We start from the raw sequence: 23,146 nt of genomic DNA on the forward strand, positions 1-23,146 counted from the left end.
CGCCACCTTTGGACTTCCTCTCCCCTTACGGATCGGTCGAGGACCCCGACCCACTTCGCGTATGCCGTCGAAACACCTTCCGCACCACGCAGGCTAACCAACAGCAGCCCGGGTGACCCCGATTCGGCGACCGACGGCGTGCCAGACTGGGCCGGTGAACGCCGCTCGACCGCCCGCAACCGAAGTCGCCGACCGTCTCCTCGTCACCGGGGCGGGTGGTCAGGTGGGTGGTGAACTCCTCCGGCTGATACCCGCTCTCCGGGCGTTCACCCGGTCCGAGCTCGACATCACCGATCGGGCAGCGGTGGAATCAGTGGTCCGACCCGGCGATATCGTTCTCAATTGTGCCGCGTTCACCGCGGTCGACCGGGCGGAATCGGAACCCGGAGCCGCGTTCGCCGGTAACGAGACCGGCCCGGCGGTACTGGCCGCGGCCTGCGCTCACGCCGGCGCGCGGCTGATCCACCTCTCCACCGACTACGTCTTCCCCGGCACCGCCGACACTCCCTACGAACCGTCCGACCCCACCGGGCCCACCACGGTGTACGGCCGCTCCAAACTCGCCGGGGAACGCGCGGTGCGCGAACTGTGCCCGCAGGCCCATATCGTGCGAACGGCCTGGGTGTACGCGGGGACCGGCACCGATTTCGTGGCCACCATGCGCCGGCTGGAAAAGGAACGCGACACCGTATCCGTGGTGAACGATCAGCTCGGCTCCCCCACCTTCGCCGCCGACCTCGCCGCCGGATTGCTCGAACTCGCCACCACACCCACCGCGCCCCCGGTGCTGCACGCCACGAACTCCGGCCGGGCCAGCTGGTACGACCTGGCCCGCGCGGTATTCACCGGTATCGGCGCCGATCCCGAGCGGGTCCGGCCGTGCACCACCGCGGAATTCCCCCGGCCCGCTGCCCGGCCCGCGTTCTCGGTGCTGTCCGGGACCGCTTGGCGCGAGGCCGGACTGACACCTTTGCGCCCGTGGGAATCCGCGCTGACCGAGGCACTGGCCCGGGCCGCCCGTTAGGGTGGTGCGCTGTGAGCGCTTCCGATACCCCGCACGACCGGCCACGTCTGGCCGTGGTCACGGTCACCTATTCGCCGGGCGAACATCTCGAGCATTTCATCAGCACCCTGGCCACGGCCACCGCGGAGAAGCCGCAGGTCATCCTGGCCGACAACGGCTCCACCGACGGCGTCCCCGAACTCGTGGCCGACGCCAATGCCCATGTGCGTTTCCTACCGACCGGCGGCAATATCGGATACGGCGGCGCCATCAACCGGGCCGTCGCCGAACTGGACCCCGATCTCGAATACGTGTTGATCGCCAACCCGGATATCCGTTGGGGCAACGATTCCATCGACATCATGCTGGAGGCGGCCCAGCGCTGGCCCCGGGCCGGCGCCATCGGACCGATGGTCCGCGAACCGGACGGCAGCATCTACCCCTCGGCCCGCTCGGTGCCCGGAATCATGGACGGCGCGGGTCACGCCATCCTCGGCGCCGTCTGGAAGAGCAACCCGTGGACCCGGCGCTACCGCCAGGAGAACGAGGAGATCTCCGAGCGCACCGTCGGCTGGCTGTCCGGATCGTGCCTGCTGGTGCGGCGCGCGGCGTTCGACTCGATCGAGGGCTTCGATTCCCGCTACTTCATGTACATGGAGGACGTCGACTTCGGCGACCGGATGGGCCGGGCCGGCTGGCACAACGTCTTCGTGCCCGACGCCGAGGTCACCCACGCCAAAGGGCACGCGGCCGGGCGCCACCCCGAGAAGATGCTGCCCGCCCACCATGCCAGCGCCTACCGCTTCCAGGCCGATCGGCATCCGCACTGGTGGCAGGCCCCGCTGCGCTGGGCACTGAAGGCCGGACTTGCGGTGCGCTGCCGGATTGCGGTTCGATCCGCTCTGCGTGCACGGGAGCGGGAGCAGGCCGGATAGACAACGACCGCTACCGTGCCGGGTCGATGATCGGACGGGAACAAGGGAGCTCCATGGCATCACAAGCAGGCGCCGACGCGGTGATTCTGGTCGGCGGAAAGGGGACACGGCTGCGGCCGCTGACCCTGTCGGCGCCCAAGCCGATGCTGCCGACGGCCGGACTGCCGTTTCTGACCCATCTGCTGACCCGGATCGCGGGCGCGGGCATCACCCATGTGGTGCTCAGCACCTCCTACAAGGCCGAGGTCTTCGAGGAGTACTTCGGTGACGGCTCCGAATTCGGCCTCGAGCTCGAATACGTCACCGAGACCGAACCGCTGGGTACCGGCGGTGGGATCCGCAATGTGCTGTCCAGGCTCACCGCGGACAATGTCATGGTCTTCAACGGTGACGTCCTCGGCGGCACCGACCTGACGTCCATTCTGGAGACGCACGAGAAGACCCGGGCCGACGTCACCCTGCACCTGGTGCGGGTCAGCGATCCGCGGGCCTTCGGCTGCGTACCGACCGACGCCGACGGCCGGGTCACGGCCTTCCTGGAGAAGACCCAGGACCCGCCCACCGACCAGATCAATGCCGGCTGCTACGTCTTCCGGCGCGAATACATCGAGAAGATCCCGGCCGGGCGCCCGGTCTCGGTGGAGCGCGAGGTCTTCCCCGCGCTCCTCACCGAAGGCGCCCGTGTCCAGGGTCACGTCGACACCTCGTACTGGCGGGATATGGGCACTCCCGAAGACTTCGTCCGCGGCTCGGCGGACCTCGTCCGCGGGATCGCCCCGTCCCCCGCGCTCCCCGGTCAACGTGGCGAATCCCTGGTACACGAAGGCGCCGGGATCGCCCCGGGCGCTCTGCTCATCGGCGGCACCGTGGTGGGCCGCGGCGCGGAAGTGGGCGCCGGCGCCCGCCTCGACGGCGCCATCCTGTTCGACGGCGCCAAAGTGGAGGCCGGGGCCACGGTGGAACGCTCCATCATCGGTTTCGGTGCCCGCATCGGCCCCCGCGCCCTGGTCCGCGACGGAGTGATCGGCGACGGTGCCAGCGTGGGCGCCCGCTGCGAACTGCTACGCGGCGCGCGGGTGTGGCCGGGAGTGGAGATCCCCGACGGCGGAATCAGGTTCTCCACCGACGTCTAGACGCTGTGTTTTCGGCGCGCCGGCGCGCGCGGGGTTGAGGCCCCCTTGGTCTCGCCGTTTCGGCCTCGAGCCTTGGCCGAAGGTGCTCAACGGTCGCACTCTATGGGCGGCACACCGCACATCGCATGCGCTTCGAGGCCGAAACGGCGAGACGGGCCTCAACCCTTGGAGGTGTCTCGTAACACTCGACACATGTGGTTGCGTCGGCATTCGATGTCCGGGTCGGCACGTGGACCGGGAGGCGAGGTGACGCAGGCCCTCGCGGGTTCCATGGTCGCCAACGGCCGGGCGAACCACATGGCTTCGAATGCCGCGATGAAGGACTAAGCGAACCCGACGGCGCGCTCGCCCCAGGCGGTGAGCAGGTCGCCCTCGGGATCCGGGACCACGCGGTCGACCGAATCGATCAGAAGCGTGTCCCGGGACTCCGGATGGTAGGGCGGCCAGTGTTTCGAGCCGTCCAGCGCGGCCGGGACACCGTGGGCGGCGAAGGCCAGCCAGCGGCGCATCATCCGGCCGGAGACCTCGGCGGCCTGTTTACGGCCGCCGAGCCAGAAGGTGGGGTCGTGGTCGAAGGTGCCGAAGTTACCGAACACGTATGGCAGTTCGGTGGCGTGACCGGCGCCGACGCGGGCGGCCCGCAGCATGGGCGTGGCGTGGTCGAAGCGGTACATCCAGGTCCGTGAGTGCTGGGAGTGGCCGTCGGCCACCCACAGGGCCGGCATCCGGAACGCCGCGTCGGTGGACATGGCCAGCGCACCCCGCGGCTTCGCCAGGTCGGGGTACACCGCGGTGATCTCCGCGAGTCGTTCGGCCGACAGCCCCGGATGCCCCGCCTGTACCTGTTCGAGCATCGTGTTCACCGCTTGCGGGGTCACCGGCATGATCGGCGACCGGAACAGCCGGAACAGCGACGCCTCGTCCTTGTTGGTACCGATGATGAGGGGCACCCGATGCGAACGCCCGTCCCGGAAACGGTCGGTGGGATAGCCGGGAAGCAGGTCCTCGTCGACGACCGGGGCGGCGGCCAGGGTACCGGGCGCCTGGAGCGGGACCTCGTCGATCAGTACCGCGGCGGCCCGCACGATCCGCTCGAGCGGGCATTCGAGCAGTTCGCCGATCCGGGCGCGGGGCAGACCGATCAGTTCACGGAAACGTTCGGCCACCCCGGCCGCGCGCTCCTGCCCGTACACGGTGGTGGCGGGCGGGCTCTGCGCGATGGCGCGCTGGAACAGGCCGGCGGCGCGCGGCGCGGTGAGCAGCGCGGTGACACAACCGGCCCCGGACGATTCCCCGAAGAGAGTCACATTCCCCGGGTCGCCGCCGAAGGCGCCGATATTGTCACGCACCCATTCCAGCGCCGCGAGCTGGTCGAGGAGGCCCAGATTGGGTACGAACTCATCGGACAGCGACGACAGGTCCAGGAACCCGAACGCGCCCACCCGGTAGTTCACCGTCACCACCACCACGTCACCCGTCTCGGCCAGGTGGCGGCCGTCATAGACGCCCTGCGCCGCGGATCCGAGGCAGTACGCGCCGCCGTGCAGCCACACCATCACCGGCCGCGGCTCCTCCGACGCGGTGGCCGGGGTCCAGATATTGAGCCACAGGCAGTCCTCGCCCATGACCAGCGAGCGGTCCATGGGCACGGTGTTGGCCATATCCTGCGGTGCGATCGGCCCGGCGACCAGGCAGTCGCGCACCCCGTCCCAGCGCTCCGGTGCCCGTGGCGGCCGGAACCGGCGCGGTCCGGCGGGTGCGGCGGCGTAGGGAACCCCGCGCCAGACCGCTACCGCGCCCTCCCGGCTACCGCGGACCGCACCGAACTCGGTCCGCGCCACCGGGGCGCCCTCGTCGCCCACCGCCGACGTCACCTCGAAGCACTGGACGTTCATCACAGACCTCCTCTACCTGTGCATTCGAGGGTACGACCGAAGTGGTTACACTTCGGTTTCGGAAATGTCGCGTTGCACCGCGAAAAAGGTCCGGCGGGCCGCCCTAGAATTCGGCCATGCCGAGTTACGAGTTCCGCTGCCGCACCTGCGGCGACACCTTTCAGATCAACCGTCCGATGGCGCAGGCGTCGGATCCGGCCCGTTGCCCGCACGGCCACGACGACACGGTGAAATTGCTGACCACCTTCGCGACCACCGGCCGCGCGGCCGCTCCGGCCGTATCCGCGCCGACCGCGCCCACCGGCGGTGGCTGCTGCGGTGGTGGCTGCTGCGCCTGATCCGCGACCCGTGTCCCGGCCCGGCGGGGCCGTGCGACGGCGGCGCGTCTCGACTGCGGCGGCCCTGCGCACGGCTCAGCCCGCGGCGCCGGGGCCCGCGCTGTCGCGGTCACGGTCGATATGGCCGAGGTCGCGCTGGGGGGCGATCCGATCACGGACCCGCTGTTTGAGGACCGCGATATCCGGAAATCCCCCATCGGCCCGGCGCTCCCATATCTGGGCGTCGTCGACCGTGATGCGGAAGACGCCGCCCTCGCCGGGAATCAACGCGACCTCCCCGATATCGGTGGTGAACGTGGTCAGCAGCTCCTGGGCCATCCAGCTCGCACGCAGCAGCCAGCGGCACTGGGTGCAGTATTCGATGGCGATACGCGACACGACAGGCACATTACCGGCGGACGGCATCGGCGGCCGGGTGACCGGCCCGGCCGCGCCCATGGACAGCAGTTCCGGCCGCCCGACGATGCCGATCGCCACATCCGGCCGGCGCCGCTGTCCGCCGGACAGCGTTCACCATCGGTCGACCTCCCCGTCGACGTACTGCCAGCGGCCGTCGACCCGCCGGAACCGGCTGGTCTCGTGCAACCGGCCCCGGCCGCCCGGATCCCGGTAGTGCGCGGTGAACTCCACGGTCCCGGATTCGTCGAACGGACCACCCCCGGACGTCCGCGCGATCTCCACGAACAGCCAGCGCCGGGCGGGGTCGAGTTCCAGTTCGGCAGGCCGCGCATCGGCGTGCCAGGTACGCAGCAGATAGCCGGTATCACCCACCGCGAAGGCGGTGAACCGGGAACGCATCAGCGCTTCGGCGGTGGGCGCCGGGCGACCGGCCAGCAGCGGTCCGCAGCAGGCGCCGAAGATATCGCCGCGGCGGCACGGGCACGGTGTCGTATCGTCCACGTCCCGATTGTGCCCGGCGGGCGCCGGGCGCCGCGACCGCCCACTCATCCCGGTACCGCGGCCAGCTCGGCGGCGATCCGGGCAGTGTCGTCGCGCCAGCGGCGCAGCTCGGTGACCCCGGGTGCGAGTTCGTAGTCGTGGTGATGGGTGGCATGGGACAGCGCGGTCCACAGGGCGGCGATCCGGGCGGCGGTGAGCGGATCGGTCACCACCCGCAGGGCCAGGAGCTGGGCCCGCATCGGACACCGGGCGAGATCGGGTTCGGTCCGCGACCACAGATCGTCCACCGACTGTTCGAGCGCGATCCGCAGGATCCACGCGGTCGCGCGCGACCAGACGCCGCCGGCGGCGGGCACCGAACCGTCCAACAGCCGATCCACCACCGCCAATCTCTCGCCGATGGTGGGACGCGGTGCGGAGTCACCGGCGGAGCGCGGGCGTACCGGCCGGCCGTCGGTCCGTGGGCCGCGGCCCCGGCCGCCGCCACGCCCACCCGGGCCCCGGCCCCGGCGTCCACTCACTCCGCCAGCCACTCGGCGAAACGCTCGGTATCGGCGATCAGCTCGGCGAGATCGCGGTCGATCGGAACATGGGCGCCGGCGGTGGCGTCGCGTACGACCTCGACCGCCCACCGGCCCTCCTTGGCCAGCTGTTTGTTCAGATTCTCGATCCGGTGCCCGGGACCCAGTACCGCGAGGGTGACCATGGCACGGGTCGATTGGGCCCGGTCGATCCGCCGCTGGACCTCGCGGTGGTCCATACCGCCGGCCAGCAGCACCCGTTTGGCCCGGGCCAGGCTCGCCGCCTCCAGCGCGGAACGGCAGCAGGTGGCGACGAGTTCGTCGGCGATCGTCCGGGGCAGCTGCGGGGTGCGCAGCAACGCGCGCGCGTCGTCGAGGTAGCGGTGGACGGGGTCGCTGGACAGCCGCACCTCCACCACCGAACGTTCCCGGCGCTGCACCTCGACGATCCGCGCGTCGATCTGCATCCGGCGCACCGCCTCGGCGAGCCGGTCGTCGTGGGTGAACACGACCACTTGGCGTTCCCAGGCGACGGTGGCCAGAACCCGGGCCAGCCCGTCCACCTTGGCCGGGTCCATCGCCTGGACCGGATCGTCGATCACCACGAAACGGAACGGGCTCGCCGCGACGGTCGCCCGCGGCAGGAACAGGGCCAACCCGAGCGCGTGCAACTCACCCTGGCTCATCACCCCGAGCGCCGCGCCGTCCACATCGTCCACGGTGACCTCCAGCTGCACCCGGCGCGCACTGTTCGCGTTGCCCTGCAAATGGATTCCGCCCAGTTCGACGCTGCTCTGCTGGCGCAGGGTCTGCCACACCCATCGGGCGGTCCCGGCCAATGGGGCCAGCCGCTCGTCGCGCACTCGGGCGGTGGCCGCTTTCAGCCACTCCTCGGCCGCACGGGCGGTCTGCCGTTCCGCAGCCTGGGCGGTGACCGTACGGGTGAGTTCGAGCCAGGTCCGCAGGCGCGGCGCGAACGGCGCCCACGCCTCGTCGAGCCGGTCCAGCTCCTTACCGGCGCATTGTTTGGCGAAATCCAGTTCGGCGCAGAGGTGCTCGTGTTCGGCGCGTAACCGGTCGGGCAATTCGCGTGGTTCCCCGGATTCGGGTAGCGCGACCCAGCGGGCCCAGGCTTCGCCCAGAGCGACGGTGTCCAGGCCTGCCGTGGCCGCCGCGGCCAGGGACGGCGGAAGGTCACCGGTGAGCACCCGCAGTTCCGCCAGTGCCCGGGAGAGATCCGCGCGGGCCCGGACGAGATCCGCCGTCCGCAGCGACAGCGCGTCGATCGCGGTCGCGGTATCGCGCAACCATTGCCGATCGAGGGTGCCGCCACCGCATACAGGACACGGCGCGGTGTCGTGATCGCCGGAATCGGGGCCCGGGCGCGCCCTCTCCGGGAACGATGCCGGATCGGCGGCCCGCCCGTGTGTCGTGACGTGCGCGTACGCAGCACGCAGCACTTCGAGAACGCGCAGATCCGCGGCCACTTCGGGCACGGTTGCCGCGGCGACGGCGGCCGCCGCGGTGGAGATCCGGTCCGCCAGCGCCGCGACCCGCTCGGCCGACGGCAACTCCAGCGCGAGTACCGCGCGCAACGCGGCCGGTTCCGGCCCGCCGGCGGTATCGCCCACCAGTTCCTCGAGTGCGACGAGATCGGGGACCGGCTCGCGCAACAGCCCGATCGCGCGCCGCGCGCGGTGATCGGTGACCTCGGCGAGTTCGGCCAGCAGGGTCTGCCGGTCCCGGCGCGCGGTCCGGGCCGCGCGCTCCAGGTCCAGGCGACGGACCCGGATCCGCTCATGCGCGATGATCAGTTCGTCCAGGCCGAGCAATTGGTGCAGCGCGTCGAACAGTTCGCTGGGCTTCCCGTCCACCAGCGCGCCGAGCTCGCTGTAGGACAGGAACGGCCGGTACAACTCCATGGGCAGTACCCAGTCGCCGCTCGCGAACACCTGCTCGGGTCCGTCCCCGCGCCGCTGGGTCCAGGTGCCGCCGGGCAGCTGTTCCTCGGCGTCCCATTCCCGGGCGACGGTCAGCGCGGATTCCGGGCCGTCGGTGCGCATTTCCAGTTCCACCCGCACCGGGCCGGACAGGTGCAGGTTGCGCCAGCCCTCGCGCCAGGCGCTGGAACGGCCGTCCCAGCGGCGGTTCCCTCCGGTCAACGCGAGTTCCGCGGCTTCGGCGAAACTCGATTTCCCGCTGCCGTTACGGCCGGTCACCAGTGTCAGCCCCGGGCCGGTGGGCAGATCGAGCGTGGTCTCCGGACCGATTCCGCGAAACCCCCGAACCCGGATGGTGCTGAGGAAGACGCCGTCGAGGCCGGAACCCGCCGCGCCCGGAACCGATTCGGCGGAGCCGGGCGGCGGATCCAGGGCCGCACGCACCAGCGCCGCCACCGGGGCGGGAATCTCGGGGTCCTCATCGATACGGCGGCTTATCAGCTCGGCGGGCCGGACGAACGTCGCCCCGGATTCCTCACGCACAGCGTTCACGAAAGTTCTCCACCCCCTCGGGCCACACGCCTGTCGAGCCCCCGTGTGTGGTCGTACGGTCGAAAGCTGTGCGAAACGCTACCCGATAGCCACCGTTCCGGACAGAGCCGGTTCGCGGCTCCGTCCCGGACGGTGGCGGTACACCGCGCCGGAACCGAGCGCGGGGAAGTACGCACGGCCGGCGGCTCGAACATGCCCGCGGGGATGGGATCTGGTCATCGGCCGACCCGACCGGCTGCCGATGGCCACCCCTCGCCAACCCCGTCGGGCAGCTCGTCGGTGTGTCACCCTTCAGGGGTGGCTCGGTCTGGCCGAACAGGACAGAATGCCAGACTCGAACGGATCCCGCAACATTTACGAGAAGGCCCGCGAGCTCGAATACGACTCGGCGACAAGCTCTTCCATCGGCGACCATGCCGCGGGGAGATTCTGTCGGTGCGGTGCGATAGAAATCTCTCGACCGAGAGACGGGGGCATCATGACCGATCGAAACGAGTCCGCCGGATGACACAGCGGTGGACCGAGAACCAGGTGAGCGCACTCGCGCCCGATACGAGTTCGCTCACCGCCGCCCGCAAACTGGCCGGGAAATGGTCCGGCACCGGCTGGTCCGCGACCACGCTGTGGGGACTGTGCAAGGGCAGCGGAAAAACCCCGTACCAGACGATCGTCGATCTGGCCGGGCCCGCGTTTCGCTGCTCCTGCCCGAGCCGCAAATTCCCCTGCAAACACGCCCTGTCCCTGCTGCTGATCTGGTCGGCGGGCACGGTGGCGGAGTCCGCCGAAACCGCCGATTTCGCCGCCGAATGGATCGGCCGGCGCGCCGCGAAGGCGGCCGCACCGCCGAAGCAGCCGCGCGGGGGCGATCCGGCCACCGCACAGCAGCGGCGGGAGCGGGTGAAGGCAGGCCTGGCCGAACTCGATACCTGGCTCACCGATCAGATCCGCACCGGTCTGGCCCAGACAGATCGTTCCCACGCGGCCTTCGAAGCGGTGGCAGCGCGGCTGGTGGACGCCCAGGCGCCCGGCCCGGCCGCCGCGGTGCGCCGCCTGCCCGACGCGGTGGTGCGCCGGGCGAATTGGCCGGAGGTGCTGCTGGGCCGGTTCGCCTGGCTGCACCTGCTCATCACCGCCCATACGAGATCGGACGCGCTACCCGCGCCCCTGGCGGCCGCCGTCCGGGGTCATATCGGTTATCCCGTCCCGGCGGAGACGGTGCAGGCCGAGCCCGCGGTGACCGATCGGTGGCTGACCGTGGGCATGCGTACCGAGGAAGAAGACCGGTTGCACACCCGCCGGACCTGGCTCCTGGGTATGCGCACCGGCCGCTGGGCATTGCTGGTGGAACATTCCTTCGGCTCCCCCGTATTCGCCGCGAGCACCCCGCCGATCGGCCTCGCGGCCGAATACGGGGTGCACTTCTATCCGGTCGCGGCGCCGCTGCGCGCGGTGGCCGGATCCGTTCGGGAGGACGCGGCGCCCGCTGCCGCGGAGCCGCCGGAAACCACCGGGGCGGGGACCATCGCCGCGGCCCTGGCGGATTTCGCGACGGCGGTGGCCGCCGATCCCTGGCTGGAGTCCTGGCCCGTGCTGCTGCACGGGGTGACACCGGCCCGGCAGGGCGAGGACTGGCTGATCGGCGAATCCGCCGGTACCGCGCTACCGCTGGCCGAGCCCGCACAACCGTGGCGACTGCTCGCGCTGTCCGGCGGCCGGCCGGTGAGCGTTTTCGGCCTCTGGACGGGCCGGCGGCTCGAGCTGATCTCCGTCCTCGCCGACGGGGAATTCCACGATGCCGGGCCCGCCACGGAGACCGCCGGTTCCGCGGTGACAGCGACACCGGAGGCGGCGTCCATCGCCCTGCTGGGCACCGCGCGCGGTACGGCCACTCCGGCGGGAATCGGCGAGCAGGTCGCCGCGGCCGTCGCGGCCCTTCCGGAGCGAGACGCCGCCGAGCGCCTGCTCGCGACCACCGCGCTCCAAACGGCCTGGGCGCGCGGCGGCTATCTGCCCCGCCGGGTCGAGGTATCCGGTGCGCCGGCCGCCGACGACCCACGGCCGGAACTCCCCCGCGCGGCCGCCGACCGGCTGGCCCTGTTGATCGAATCCCGGCCCGAATTCCTGCCCGAATGGTTCGCCGCCGCCGCGCCGCACGAATACCGCGCCCCGCACCGGCTGGTGGGAACACTGCTCGAATTCGCCTCGGGTAACAGCGGAACGCGCGAGGCGGCCCTGCTTCTGGCCGGCGCCCGCGGCCGCTGGCTGGCCGGGTGGATTCCGCGCTGGCATGATCTGGCCCGGCGGGACACCGCCGAGCCCGAAAACACCGAGGAGACCTGGCACCTGGGCCGTCCGCCGGAACGGCTCGCCTGGCTGACCGCGCTGCGGCACCGGGATCCGGCCGCCGCCCGCGCGACCCTCACCGAGGCGTGGCCGCGGGAATCAGGTGCGCCGAAGGCGGAGTTGCTCCGGGTACTCGCCGATGGTCTGGGCCCCGCGGACGAGGAACTGCTCGAGCGGGCGCTGCGCGATCGCCGCGGTGATGTGCGCCGTACCGCCGCCGAGTTGCTGGCCCGGCTGCCCGCCTCCGCTTTCGCCGAGCGGATGGCCGCGCGCGCCGCCGACTGGATCAAATACGGCGATACCGGTGCGGGACAAGGATCCGAGCTGTTCGTCGGCATTCCGGAGACGCTGGACGAATCGGCGAATCGCGACGGTTTCACCGACGGCACCACGGAATTCGGCTACCGCTGGAACGGACAGCCCGATCTCGCGGCGACCCGGCTGCGGAAACTGGTGGCCGCACTACCGCTGAGCTACTGGACCGGCCCCCTGGGCGCCCCGGCGCGCGCCGTGGCGACGCAGGTGGACGACCGTTTCCGGCAGCCGCTGTTCGACGGCTGGATGGATGCCGCCCTCGCCCAGCGCGATATCCGCTGGGCGGAGGCGCTGTTCACCGCCGGGATGCCGTCGAACCTGGCGATCCTGCGCCGGCGTGAACTGTTCGCGCTGCTCCCGCCCGGAGACCAGCTACGTCATCTGCTGCGGCTCGGTACCTCCTGGCTGTCCGAACTGGAATCCCTGCTGCCCGCGGTAGCTCGTCCCTGGCCGCCGGAACTGGTCCGCCATCTCCTGCGCCTGTTCGAGGAACGGGCCCGGACCGCCGCGGCCCGGCCGGGTGCGCCGGGCACCTACCCCAGCGCACTCCGGTCGCTGTTGCACACCGCCACACTGCATCTACCACCCGAATACGCGGGCGAGGTCACCGCGCTGGCGGGACGCTGCGAATCCGACGACTGGGCCTCGGTCCTCGGATTCCTCGGCCACGACCTCCACCGACGATCCGCAATGCTCGAGGAGTTGAAATGACCACCACCGCCACCGAACCCGCCCCCACACTGCTGCGCCCGCACGCCGAACAGGCCTTCGCCGACGAACTGCGCGCCCTGATCGCCGTGGACGATCGGCCGCGCCCGCCGTCGTGGACCATGTCGCCGTGGGCGGTGGTCACCTATCTACTTGGCGGTGCGCTCTCCGACGGCACCGTGATCAGTCCCAAATACGTGGGGCCGCGCCGGCTGATGGAGGTCGCCGTCGCGACCCTGGCCACCGATCGCGCCCTACTGCTGCTCGGGGTCCCCGGTACCGCGAAGACCTGGGTCTCCGAACATCTCGCGGCGGCCGTCAGCGGCTCGTCCACGCTGCTGGTGCAGGGCACCTCGGGCACCGCCGAGGAAGCCATCCGGTACGGCTGGAACTACGCCCGGCTGCTCGCCGAGGGCCCCAGCGATGCCGCCCTGGTGCCCTCGCCGATTCTCAACGCGATGCGCACCGGCGCGATCGCCCGGCTCGAGGAACTCACCCGGATCCCCTCGGACGTGCAGGACGCGCTGATCACCATCCTGTCGGAGAAGACCCTGCCGATCCCCGAACTCGGGATGGAAGTGCAGGCCGCCAAGGGATTCAACATCATCGCGACCGCCAACGACCGCGACCGCGGCGTGAACGAACTGTCCTCGGCGCTGCGCCGCCGGTTCAACACCGTCGTTCTCCCGCTGCCGGCCAGCGAAGCCGAGGAGATCGATATCGTGACCCGCCGGGTCGAGCAGCTGGGTTCGGCGCTGGAACTCCCCGAGGTGCCGGCCGCCGCCGAGGAGGTGCGCCGGGTGGTGCGTATTTTCCGGGAACTGCGCGCGGGACTGACCGCCGACGGCCGCACCAAGCTGAAGTCGCCGTCGGGCACGCTCTCCACGGCCGAGGCCATCTCCGTGATCACCAACGGTATGGCGCTGTCGGCGCATTTCGGTGACGGCGTGTTGCGGGCCGCCGATATCGCGGGTGCCGTGATCGGTTCGGTCGTCAAGGATCCGGTGGCGGATTCGGTGGTGTGGACCGAATACCTCGAGGCCGTGGTGCGCGAACGCCGCGAATGGGCCGATTTCTACCGCGCCTGCCGGGAGATCAACGGATGAGCCCCGCGCAGGCGGGCGAAACCGGGGCGACCCGAATTTTCGGGATCCGGCACCACGGTCCCGGATCGGCGCGCTCGTTGCGCCTGGCGCTGGAGGAGTTCCGGCCCGACACCATACTGATCGAGGGCCCGGCGGACGCCGACCCCCTGGTGGTCCACACCGCCGCCGCGTCGATGGCGCCGCCGGTCGCGTTGCTCGGTTATGTCTCCGACGAACCGGCCCGGGCCGCCTTCTGGCCCTACGCGGTGTTCTCCCCGGAGTGGCAGGCCCTGTGCTACGCGGTCGACAACGAAGTACCCGCCCGCTTCTGCGATCTGCCCGCCGCCCAGGTCCTGGCCGTGGACGACCGCACCGGCGGCCGCGACGCGCTGGCCGAACTGGCGGCCGCCGGCGGCTACGACGATGCCGAACGCTGGTGGGACGCGGTGGTCGAATCGACCTCCGATATCGGCACCTTCGCGGCCATCACCGAGGCCATGGCCGCGCTCCGCGAAACAGCGATCATCGAACCGGCGGCCGGAACCGGCGCCGGCCCGGCCGGCGCACCCGAGCCGGCAGACGTCGCCACCGCTGCGGGGGGCCCGTCGGCCGGTGAGTTCCCGGCCGCCTCCGTCGATGAGATCGGCACCGGCGATCCCGCCGCACCGGGGGCCGCCGGACTTCCCGGCCGGCTCCCGGACCCCTCCCCCGATGAAGTCGGCGATCCGGGGCCGGCGCAACCCGAGCCGCTGATCCTCGACCGGCACACCTTGATCCGTGAAGCCCATATGCGGCAGGTACTGCGCCGGGCGCGCAAGGACGGTGCCCGCCGGATCGCCGTGGTCTGTGGCGCCTGGCACGCCCCCGCACTCCAGGAGCCGCTCGGACCCGCCGCCGCGGATTCCCGCCTGCTGAAGGGGTTACCCAAGGTCAAGGCCACCCTGACGTGGGTGCCGTGGACACATTCCCGGCTCGCCGCGGCCTCCGGTTACGGCGCGGGCGTCACCTCGCCCGGGTGGTACCACCATCTGTTCACCGAGACCGAACGCCCGATCGCCTCCTGGCTCACCAAGGTCGCGGGCGTACTGCGCGGCCACGACCTACCGGTGTCGAGTGCCCACATCATCGAGGCCGTGCGGCTGGCGGAAACCCTGGCGGCCCTGCGGGGCCGGCCGCTGGCCGGCCTCTCCGAGGTCACCGAGGCGACTCGCGCGGTGCTGTGCGAGGGCGACGATACAGCGTTGCGCCTGGTCGCCACGGAACTGGTGGTAGGCGAGGCGCTCGGCGCGGTGCCGCCCGAGGCACCGACCGTACCGCTGGAAGCCGATCTGCGCGCCGCGGCCCGCGCCCTGCGCCTGAAACAGGAAGCGCTGGTCCGCACGCTGGATCTGGATCTTCGCAAGGAACGCGATATCGGCAGGTCGCGGCTGCTGCACCGGCTCCGCCTGCTCGGCGTGCACTGGGGCACGCCCAGCGCCGGGACCATGCAGTCGAAGGGTACTTTCCGGGAGACCTGGGAACTGCGCTGGGAACCGGAGTTCGCGGTCCGGGTCATCGAGGCCTCGCGGTGGGGTAACACGGTGCAGGCAGCGGCCGAGGCGAAGATCCTCGATACGGCCGCGCGGGCCGGCAGCGGGGTCACCGAACTCACCGAGGCGCTGGAATTCGCGCTGCTCGCCGAACTGCCGGGCGCACTCGACGGGCTGATCGCCCGGCTCGGTTCGGCGGCCGCGGTGGACCACGATATGACCCACCTGCTGGCGGCGTTGCCGGGTCTGCTGCGCACCCTCCGGTACGGCGACGTCCGCGGCACCGACACCTCGGCGCTCACCCATGTCGCCGACAGCATGCTGGTCCGTATCTGCGCCGGCCTGCCCGCCGCGGTCACCGGCCTCGGCGACGACACCGCCGCGGCGCTGCGCGATCAGCTCGATACCGCCACCACCGCGATCCATACCCGGAACCACGCCGAATCCACCGATCGGTGGCTGTCGGTACTGGCCCGGCTGGCCGACCGGCCCGATGTGCACGGCCTGCTGGTCGGCCGGACGGTGCGCCTGCTCTGCGACGCCGACCGGATCGATACCGAGGAGGCGGCCCGGCGGCTGGCGGCGGCGCTGTCGGTCGGCAACACCGCGGCCGCCAAGGCCGCCTGGGTCGATGGATTCGTCGGCGGCCGCGGGCTGGTCCTGGTCCACGACCGCGCCCTGCTACAGCTCATCGACGGCTGGCTCGCCGGTCTGACCGAGGAGCAGTTCGTCGAGGTCGTGCCGTTGCTGCGGCGGACCTTCGGCGCTTTCGAATCCGGGGAGCGCCGCGCGATCGGCGAAGCCGTGCGCGACGGCCGCCCGGCCGCGACCGCCGCGGCCACCGAAACCGACCCGGCGCGCGCCCTGCTCGCCCTGCGCACCGTCGCCGACATCCTGGGAGTACCCGCATGAACAGCACCGCACCGCACGGCCTCACCGACGAGGCCCGGCTGCGCCGCTGGCGTCTCGTGCTCGGTGCGGCCGCCGAACCGGCGCTCGGCGGACTCGGCACCGCCGACGACAAGGCCATCGACAAAGCCCTCGGCGCGGTATACGACAGCGGTAGCGGGTCGGGCCGCTCGCGCGGTGACCGGGCCGGTGGCCTGGGTGGTTCGGCGCCGCGGGTCGCCCGGTGGCTCGGCGATATCCGCACCTACTTCCCGTCGACCGTGGTGGAGGTGGTGCAGCGCGACGCGGTGGAGCGGCTGAACCTCACCCAGCTGTTGCTGGAACCGGAGCTGATGGAGGCGGTCGAACCCGATGTGCATCTGGTCGGCACGCTGCTGAGCCTGAACCGGGTCATCCCGGAAACCACCAAGGCCACCGCGCGGATGGTGGTGTCGAAGGTGGTCAAGGAGATCGAGGAACGCATCGCGACCCGTACGGTGGCCGCGGTGAGCGGAGCGCTCAACCGATCCGCCCGCACCTCCCGGCCCAAACCGCGCGATATCGACTTCGACCGCACCATCCGCAAGAACCTGGCCAACTATCTGCCCGAGCAGCGCACCATCATCGCCGAACGCCTGGTGGGCTACGGCCGGCGGGCCCAGGCCGTACACCGCGATGTGATCCTGGCGATCGACCAATCCGGTTCCATGGCCTCCAGCGTGGTCTACTCCTCGGTGTTCGGCGCGGTGCTGGCGTCGATGCGGTCGCTGCGCACCTCACTCGTGGTTTTCGACACCGAGGTCGTGGACCTCACCGAAAAGCTGTCCGACCCGGTCGATGTGCTGTTCGGTACCCAGCTCGGCGGGGGGACCTACATCAACCGGGCCATCGCCTACTGCCAGTCGCTCATCACCCGCCCCACCGACAGTCTGTTCTTCCTGATCTCCGACCTGTACGAGGGCGGAGTCCGGGAGGAGATGCTGCGACGGGTGCACGCCATGAAGGAATCCGGTGTCCAGGTGGTGGTACTGCTGGCGCTCTCCGACGACGGCGCGCCTTCCTACGATCGCGAGAACGCCGCGGCGCTGGCGGCACTCGGCGTACCGGCGTTCGCCTGCACCCCGGACCGGTTCCCGGACCTGTTGGCCCAGGCACTGAACCGAGGAGACCTCATGCACTGGGGGACCGAGCACCGCTGAGCACGCGCGCATTCCGTGGTCCGGCTCCGGGCCGGACCACGGAATGCGGGTTCACAGGTCGGCGATGGCGGCCAGCGGCGGCGTCCGGGCCGCCCGGATCGCCGGCCAGAGCGCGGCCAGCACTCCCACGATCGCCGAACCGACCAGCATGTACACCAGCTGATCCCATGGCACCGCGATCTGGTCCAGTCCGAGGTCGCGCAGGGTGCGCAGGAATCCGACGCCCAGCCCCAGGCCCAGGATCGCGCCGACGAGGGCGCCGAACACCGCGATCAGCATGGATTCCAGGTAGATCGTGCGGCGCACCTGTGCCCGCTGGGTGCCCACCGCGCGCAGCATGCCGATCTCCCGGCGGCGCTCCACCACCGACAACGCCAAGGTGTTCACGATGCCCAATACTGCGATCACCACCGCCAGCGCGAGCAGACCGTACAGGATGGCCAGCAGGTTGTTGATCTGCTTGGCGTTCTCACCCTTGAACTCCTCGCGATCCAGGACCTGCACGATCACGAATTCCTCGGTGGCGCGCTCCAGATCGGTGCGCATGGACGCGAGGTCGGTCCCCGGCCGGGCCTTGATCAGGACCGCGACATCCGCCCGCAGGGATACCGGAACCGCCCGCTCGTAAACCGTGGACGGCACCATCAGCGGCCCCAGGACCTGCGAATCCGCGTATACCCCGGCGACCGTCAACGGTATCTCCGTACCGTCGAGCGTGTGCACCGGTAGCCGGTCACCGGTGGTGACGCCGTGCTCGGTCGCCTCGTCCTGGCCGAGCAGGATCTCGGAGTCCCCGAGCGACGCCGAACCACTCAGCATGTCGAGGTTCACGACCTGGTCCAGGGGACCGTCGGGCGAGGTGCCGAATTCGTCGTCGTCACCGATCTTCAGCGCGAGCCCGCGCAGACCCACGGTCTGTGCCGCCTCGGGCACTTCGGCCCGCACCGCGTCGGCGGCGCCGGTCGGTACTCCCATCATCTGCGGTCCGGTGAGGACGTAGTCGGCTTCGATCCCCTGGTCCACCACTCGGGAAATGCTGACCTTCGCCGATTCGCCGAGCATGCCGATGGCGGTGACCAGCATGAGCCCCAGGGTCAGCGCGAAGGCGGTGGCCGCGGTACGACGGGGATTACGGATCGCGTTGTTGCGCGCCATCCGCCCGATCGACCCGAACGGCCGGAGGAACAGTCCCAGTCCGGCCAGCACCGGGCGCGACAGCGCGGGCGAGGCGAACAGCACCGCCAGGATCAGGCCCAGCGCCCCGACACCCACCACGGCGGCCGCCCCGCCGCCGGTGTGCCGTGCGCCCAGGACCACCAGCGCGATTCCGGCGACCGCCAGTACCGCGCCGGTCACCGTGCGCACGCGCAGCGTGTCACCGGCGGAGGCGAACTCCTCCCGCATGGCCTGGACCGGCGGGATGCGCGAGGCCCGGCGGGCCGGCGCGTACGCGCTCACCACCGTCACCAGCAGGCCGACCGCGAAGGCGACCGCCACGGTCCGGGGCAGGACGGCCATCCGGCCCGTCGGCAACCCGAGGTCGAACGCGTTCAGCAACCCGGCGAGCCCGTAGGCGAGCGCGATCCCGGCCAGCAGGCCGAGCACACTGCCGAGCACCCCGACGACCAGTGCCTCCGCGACCACGGACCGGCCCACCTGGCCGCGGCTCGCACCGACGGCGCGCAGCAGCGCGAGTTCGCGCAACCGCTGCGCCACCAGCATCGAGAAGGTGTTGTAGATGATGAAGGTGCCGACGATCAACGCAATGGCGCCGAAGGCCAGCAGGAAATAGTTCAGGAAGTTCAGCGCCTCGGAGAGCTGGGCTCGCATATCGGCGCGCACCTGGTCACCGTTCTGCACCTTGTAGTCGGGGTACAGCATGGACAGCCGGTCACGCAGGGTGTCCCCGGGTATGCCCTCGGCCGCGATATCGACGTAGGCGACATGGGTGCCGTCGGTGAACAGTTCCCGGGCCTGCGCCTCGGTGAACTGCAGCCCGATGAAACCGCCGGTATCCGCCGGCGGCGCGTAGATGCCGGTGAGCGTGACGTCGATCGGTCCGCCGTGCGACGGGATGAGCACCTTGGTGTGGTCCCCGACCTTCAGGCCGGCCCGTTCGGCGGCACCGGTGTTGAGGGCTATCTGGCCGGGTACGGCAGGCGGCACACCTGCGACGAACGGATCGGGTTCGGCGACCGCCTGCTGCGGCGGAATATAGGCCTGGCCCGAACTGGGCGCGCCGCCGGTCTGCACCGCTTTCTTCCCGGACGGATCGAGCAGCACCACCGACCCCTCGATACCGGGAGCCACGGTGCGGACCCCGTCCATGGCGGCGATCCGGTCGACCACGTCCTGGGGGATGCCCGCGGACTGGCGCTCCTCCGGACTCACCCGCACATCGACGCCCTTGGCCTCGCCCGCGAAGATCCCGTCGAAGGTGCGCTGCAGTGTATCGGTGAAAACGAACGATCCCGCGATGAACGCGGTCCCCAGGACCACCGACAGCAGGGTCAATACCAGCCGCACCTTGTGGGCGGCGAGATTGCGCAGTGCCACCCTGCGCATGGGGTTGGCGGCCATTACCGGCCCACCTGCGCCGTCCGGGGACGCTCGGACGTACCGGAGTGCCTCACCGGGCCTCCAGGGCTTTCATCCGGTCCAGCACCGAGTCGGCGGTCGGATCGCGCATCTCGTCCACGATCCGGCCGTCGGCCAGGAAGATCACGCGGTCCGCGTAGGCGGCGGCGGTGGGTTCGTGGGTGACGATGACCACCGTCTGACCGAATTCGTCCACCGCCGCCCGCAGGATCGACAGCACCTCGCCGGACGAATGCGAGTCCAGGTTGCCTGTCGGTTCGTCGCCGAAGATGATCTGCGGTTTACCCGCCAGCGCCCGCGCGCACGCGACGCGTTGCTGCTGGCCGCCGGACAGCTCGCTGGGCCGGTGGCCGAGCCGATCCTCCAGACCCAGCCGCTTCAGCACGGTGTCGATCCATTCCGAGTCCGGCGCGCGGCCGGCGATATCGAGCGGCAGGGTGATGTTCTCCAGCGCGGTCAGCGTCGGGACCAGGTTGAACGCCTGGAACACGAAACCGACGCGGTCCCGGCGCAGGGCGGTCATCTGTTTGTCGGACAGGTCGGTGAGTTCGGTGTCACCGATCCGCACCCGGCCCGAACTGGCCTCGTCCAACCCCGCCAGACAGTGCATGAGGGTCGATTTCCCGGAGCCGGACGGGCCCATGATCGCGGTGAACTCGCCCCGCGCGAAATCGACCGTTACCGCGTCCAGCGCGGTGACCCGCGTATCCCCGGACCCGTAGACCTTGGTCAGTTCGATGGCGCCGGCGGCGACGGTGGACGAGGCGCCCGGCTCGGCCGGGTCCACGTCGACAGCGTGAGCAGTCATGGGTCCAGTGTGTCGGGCCGCTGCGAGCCGCGCCATCCGGGATCGCCCTGACCGCTCGTACACCTGAGGGGTGGCCGGGTACGCGGGTGGGATGACCCCCACCGGTGGGAAGCGAAACGGCGGACCCCACCTGCCGTGGAGCCCGCCGTTCGCCGCCGCGCCGCTCAGTTCAGCGGCGCCGACTTCCACCAGGTCAGCATCTCGTCGATGGTGCCGACGATGCCGTCGGTGTACATCAGGTACTGGGCTCGTTCGGGATGGTTGGTGAACACCGTCACCATCTTCGGGCCGTCACTGTCCCATTTGTAGTTGGTGTAGGTCTGGCCGCCGTTGGCGTCGGTGGATTTCTCCGAGGTCGCGGGCAATCCCTTGACCACCGATTCCACATCGGCGGCGGAGGCGTAGGCGTAGATCCGGTAGAACGGGTCGTCGTTGTTGTTACCGCCGTAGCAGCGCCACTGCCAGGCCCATTTACCGAAGTCGGGTTCGCCGTCGTCGGGGCTGGGTGTGTAGCTGCTGTCGGTCTCCCAGCATTTCGCGTCGTGGTATCCGACCTCCTCGGAGGCCGACGCGGGCACCAGTCGCGGGAATTCCTTGCTGATGGAGTCCGCGGTCGCGGGGACCGGGGCCACGGTGGTCTGGGTGCTGGTGCCGGCGGCCGTGGGATCGGTTCCGCCGCCTTCCCCGTCCCCGGCGAGGGCCACCACGCCGATCACGACACCGATCAGCACCACCAGCCCGATACAGATGGCGACGATGAGCCCGGTGTTCGACTTGGGCGGGCGCGGCGCCTGCTGGACCTGCGCCATCGGCTGGGGATAGCTCGTGGGCTGGGTGTACCCGCCCGGCGTGCCGCCGCCGTAGGGCTGACCGACCGGAGTGGTGTATCCGAGGGTGCCGCCGTAGGGCTGCTGGTGCCCGTCACCGGGACCCTGCTGGAATCCGCTCGCGTACTGGTGGCCCGGCGCCCCGCTGGCATAGGGCTGGCCCTGGACACCGCTGGCATAGGGCTGGCCCTGCACATTGCTCGCGTAGGGCTGCGCCGGCGCGGCCCCGGCATAGGGCTGGGGCGCGGCGGTGCTCGGGTACTGATTCGCCCCGCTGTTGTACGGCCCGGACTGATAGGACGGGTTCACCATGGTGGGCGGCGGTACGGCCAGCGGGATCGCCGGGGAACTCGGTGAGGTGAGCGCCTGTTTGGCGGCTTCGGCGAATTCGGTGCACGAGGTGAACCGGTCGTCGGGACGCTTCGCCATCGCCTTGGCCAGGACCGCGTCCAGCGACGGCGGCAGTTCCGGCCGGGCCGCGCTCAGCGAGGGCGGCGGCGACTGGAGATGACCCTGGATGACCCCCGCCGGATTCGTGGAGGTGAACGGCCCGCTGCCGGTGAGCAACCAGTACAGCGAACAGGCCAGCGAATACTGGTCCGAGCGGTGATCGAGGTCGGCGCCGGTGAGCTGTTCGGGTGAGGCGTAGGCCAGGGTGGCGGTGAACGTGCCGGTCTGGGTGAGGTGCCCGGTGTCGTCGCGCAGGCGCGCGATACCGAAATCGGTCAGGTAGACCCGTTCACCGCGGCCGCCGGTCGAGCGGGCGAGCAGGATGTTGGCCGGTTTCACGTCCCGGTGCATCACGCCCATACCGTGCGCGTAGTCGAGTGCGGACGCGGTTTCGGCGATGATCTGGACAGCACGTTCGGGCGGCAGCTTCTGCGGATCCACCGACGCGGCGTCGATCCCGTCGATGTACTGCATCGAGATCCACAGCTGCTCGTCTTCGAGACCGCGGTCGTAGACCGTGACGATATTGGGGTGGTCCAGGCGGGCGACCAGATCGGCCTCCCGTTCGAACCTGGCGCGCACCTCCTTGTCGAAGAACATCTCGCGGTTGAGCAGCTTGAGCGCTGTCATCCGCGGCAGCCGCGGATGTTTCGCGAGGTAGACCGAGCCCATCCCACCCCGGCCGAGTTGCCGGTCGATGACATAGCCGGCGAAGACATCGCCGTTGGCCAGCATGGTTGCTCCAATTCCCGCCTGCGGGACCGGGACCCACCGGTACGCAGGCGTAGACGAAAAGCGTGTCCGGGCCGCAGCGGTCCGGGCACGCGAAATCATCGAAACCATAGCAGCAGTCGATATACCTCCGAGGGCTCTCATCGGTCCACATACGCAGCCGCAACACGGTCGCTGCACCGGCGCGCCGTGGGACCTCGGCGCCGGGGCGGCCCGCCGCGGGTACGCCCGGCCCCCGGGCGCTACGGGGTGGCGCCGGGGTCCCGGCGCGGCCGGTGGGGTTGGGCCACCGGTGGGGTCGTGCCGGGACGGTTGCGGAAGCCGGGCAGATCGATCATCGCCGGTTCGGCCGGACTCGAACGGTGCGCCCGGGTCGGGGCGGGTGGCCCGTTCGTCCGCCGGGGACACGGGCTCGGGCGCGTGCCCGGTATCGGGGCCCGGGCTGCC

The 23,146-nt window shown here is 70.7% G+C and carries 16 protein-coding genes; 8 read left to right on the plus strand and 8 right to left on the minus strand.

Annotated features, from left to right (window positions below; genetic code table 11):
- The first annotated feature begins 154 nt into the window (after nucleotides 1-154).
- From rfbD to manB, 3 genes are read left to right on the plus strand one after another with little or no spacing between them, the layout of a single operon-like run.
- Entirely contained in the window at nucleotides 155-1,024 is an 870-nt protein-coding gene (gene rfbD / locus ON38_RS19635) for a dTDP-4-dehydrorhamnose reductase (RefSeq protein WP_039826339.1), read from the plus strand.
- 11 nt (nucleotides 1,025-1,035) lie between these two features.
- Nucleotides 1,036-1,938 (plus strand): glycosyltransferase family 2 protein, encoded by a 903-nt coding sequence (locus tag ON38_RS19640; RefSeq protein WP_039826340.1) that lies wholly within the window; start codon nucleotides 1,036-1,038, stop codon nucleotides 1,936-1,938.
- A 53-nt stretch (nucleotides 1,939-1,991) separates the two neighbouring features.
- Nucleotides 1,992-3,071 (plus strand): mannose-1-phosphate guanylyltransferase, encoded by a 1,080-nt coding sequence (gene manB / locus ON38_RS19645; protein ID WP_039826341.1) that lies wholly within the window; start codon nucleotides 1,992-1,994, stop codon nucleotides 3,069-3,071.
- A 323-nt stretch (nucleotides 3,072-3,394) separates the two neighbouring features.
- Here the strand turns inward: manB and ON38_RS19650 are convergent, their stop codons facing one another.
- Complete coding sequence (locus ON38_RS19650; RefSeq protein ID WP_039826356.1) at nucleotides 3,395-4,966, minus strand: carboxylesterase/lipase family protein; 1,572 nt, start codon at nucleotides 4,964-4,966, stop codon at nucleotides 3,395-3,397.
- 116 nt (nucleotides 4,967-5,082) lie between these two features.
- Here ON38_RS19650 and ON38_RS19655 point away from each other — a divergent pair, with 116 nt between their 5' ends.
- The gene (locus tag ON38_RS19655) at nucleotides 5,083-5,304 is read left to right on the plus strand and encodes an FmdB family zinc ribbon protein (protein WP_039826342.1); all 222 of its coding nucleotides are present in this window, start codon (nucleotides 5,083-5,085) and stop codon (nucleotides 5,302-5,304) included.
- A 75-nt stretch (nucleotides 5,305-5,379) separates the two neighbouring features.
- Here ON38_RS19655 and ON38_RS19660 read toward each other — a convergent pair whose 3' ends face one another.
- The 4 genes from ON38_RS19660 to ON38_RS19675 all read right to left on the minus strand — a co-directional run bounded on the left by ON38_RS19660 (nucleotide 5,380) and on the right by ON38_RS19675 (nucleotide 9,217).
- Nucleotides 5,380-5,709, minus strand: coding sequence for an Rdx family protein (locus ON38_RS19660; protein WP_039826357.1), 330 nt, complete (start codon nucleotides 5,707-5,709; stop codon nucleotides 5,380-5,382).
- 105 nt (nucleotides 5,710-5,814) lie between these two features.
- On the minus strand, nucleotides 5,815-6,252 hold the full coding sequence (locus ON38_RS19665) for a YchJ family protein (protein WP_083872857.1): 438 nt from the start codon (nucleotides 6,250-6,252) through the stop codon (nucleotides 5,815-5,817).
- Nucleotides 6,249-6,584: a hypothetical protein gene (locus ON38_RS19670; RefSeq protein ID WP_245564115.1), complete on the minus strand. Its 336-nt coding sequence runs from the start codon at nucleotides 6,582-6,584 to the stop codon at nucleotides 6,249-6,251. Before ON38_RS19670 ends, ON38_RS19665 begins: the two co-directional genes overlap by 4 nt.
- Nucleotides 6,585-6,721: 137 nt before the next feature.
- Complete coding sequence (locus ON38_RS19675) at nucleotides 6,722-9,217, minus strand: AAA family ATPase (RefSeq protein ID WP_051164983.1); 2,496 nt, start codon at nucleotides 9,215-9,217, stop codon at nucleotides 6,722-6,724.
- A 504-nt stretch (nucleotides 9,218-9,721) separates the two neighbouring features.
- Between ON38_RS19675 and ON38_RS19680 the strand changes: the two genes are divergently transcribed.
- From ON38_RS19680 to ON38_RS19695, 4 genes are read left to right on the plus strand one after another with little or no spacing between them, the layout of a single operon-like run.
- The gene (locus tag ON38_RS19680; RefSeq protein ID WP_039826344.1) at nucleotides 9,722-12,586 is read left to right on the plus strand and encodes an SWIM zinc finger family protein; all 2,865 of its coding nucleotides are present in this window, start codon (nucleotides 9,722-9,724) and stop codon (nucleotides 12,584-12,586) included.
- Entirely contained in the window at nucleotides 12,583-13,689 is a 1,107-nt protein-coding gene (locus tag ON38_RS19685; protein WP_039826345.1) for an ATP-binding protein, read from the plus strand. Before ON38_RS19680 ends, ON38_RS19685 begins: the two co-directional genes overlap by 4 nt.
- A complete protein-coding gene (locus ON38_RS19690; RefSeq protein WP_039826346.1) occupies nucleotides 13,686-16,109 on the plus strand; it encodes a DUF5682 family protein in 2,424 nt (807 codons plus the stop codon). The genes ON38_RS19685 and ON38_RS19690 overlap by 4 nt, the downstream gene beginning before the upstream one ends.
- Complete coding sequence (locus tag ON38_RS19695; protein ID WP_039826347.1) at nucleotides 16,106-17,284, plus strand: VWA domain-containing protein; 1,179 nt, start codon at nucleotides 16,106-16,108, stop codon at nucleotides 17,282-17,284. The genes ON38_RS19690 and ON38_RS19695 overlap by 4 nt, the downstream gene beginning before the upstream one ends.
- Before the next feature lie 51 nt (nucleotides 17,285-17,335).
- Here ON38_RS19695 and ON38_RS19700 read toward each other — a convergent pair whose 3' ends face one another.
- The 3 genes from ON38_RS19700 to ON38_RS19710 form a co-directional block, all read right to left on the minus strand.
- Nucleotides 17,336-19,864, minus strand: coding sequence for an ABC transporter permease (locus tag ON38_RS19700; RefSeq protein ID WP_039826348.1), 2,529 nt, complete (start codon nucleotides 19,862-19,864; stop codon nucleotides 17,336-17,338).
- A gap of 49 nt (nucleotides 19,865-19,913) precedes the next feature.
- On the minus strand, nucleotides 19,914-20,690 hold the full coding sequence (locus ON38_RS19705; protein WP_039826349.1) for an ABC transporter ATP-binding protein: 777 nt from the start codon (nucleotides 20,688-20,690) through the stop codon (nucleotides 19,914-19,916).
- Nucleotides 20,691-20,854: 164 nt separating this feature from the next.
- Entirely contained in the window at nucleotides 20,855-22,702 is a 1,848-nt protein-coding gene (locus tag ON38_RS19710; protein WP_039826350.1) for a serine/threonine-protein kinase, read from the minus strand.
- Nucleotides 22,703-23,146: the final 444 nt, after the last annotated feature.

Origin of the sequence: Nocardia testacea NBRC 100365 (genome assembly GCF_000308775.1) — a bacterium.
GTDB lineage: Bacteria > Actinomycetota > Actinomycetes > Mycobacteriales > Mycobacteriaceae > Nocardia > Nocardia testacea.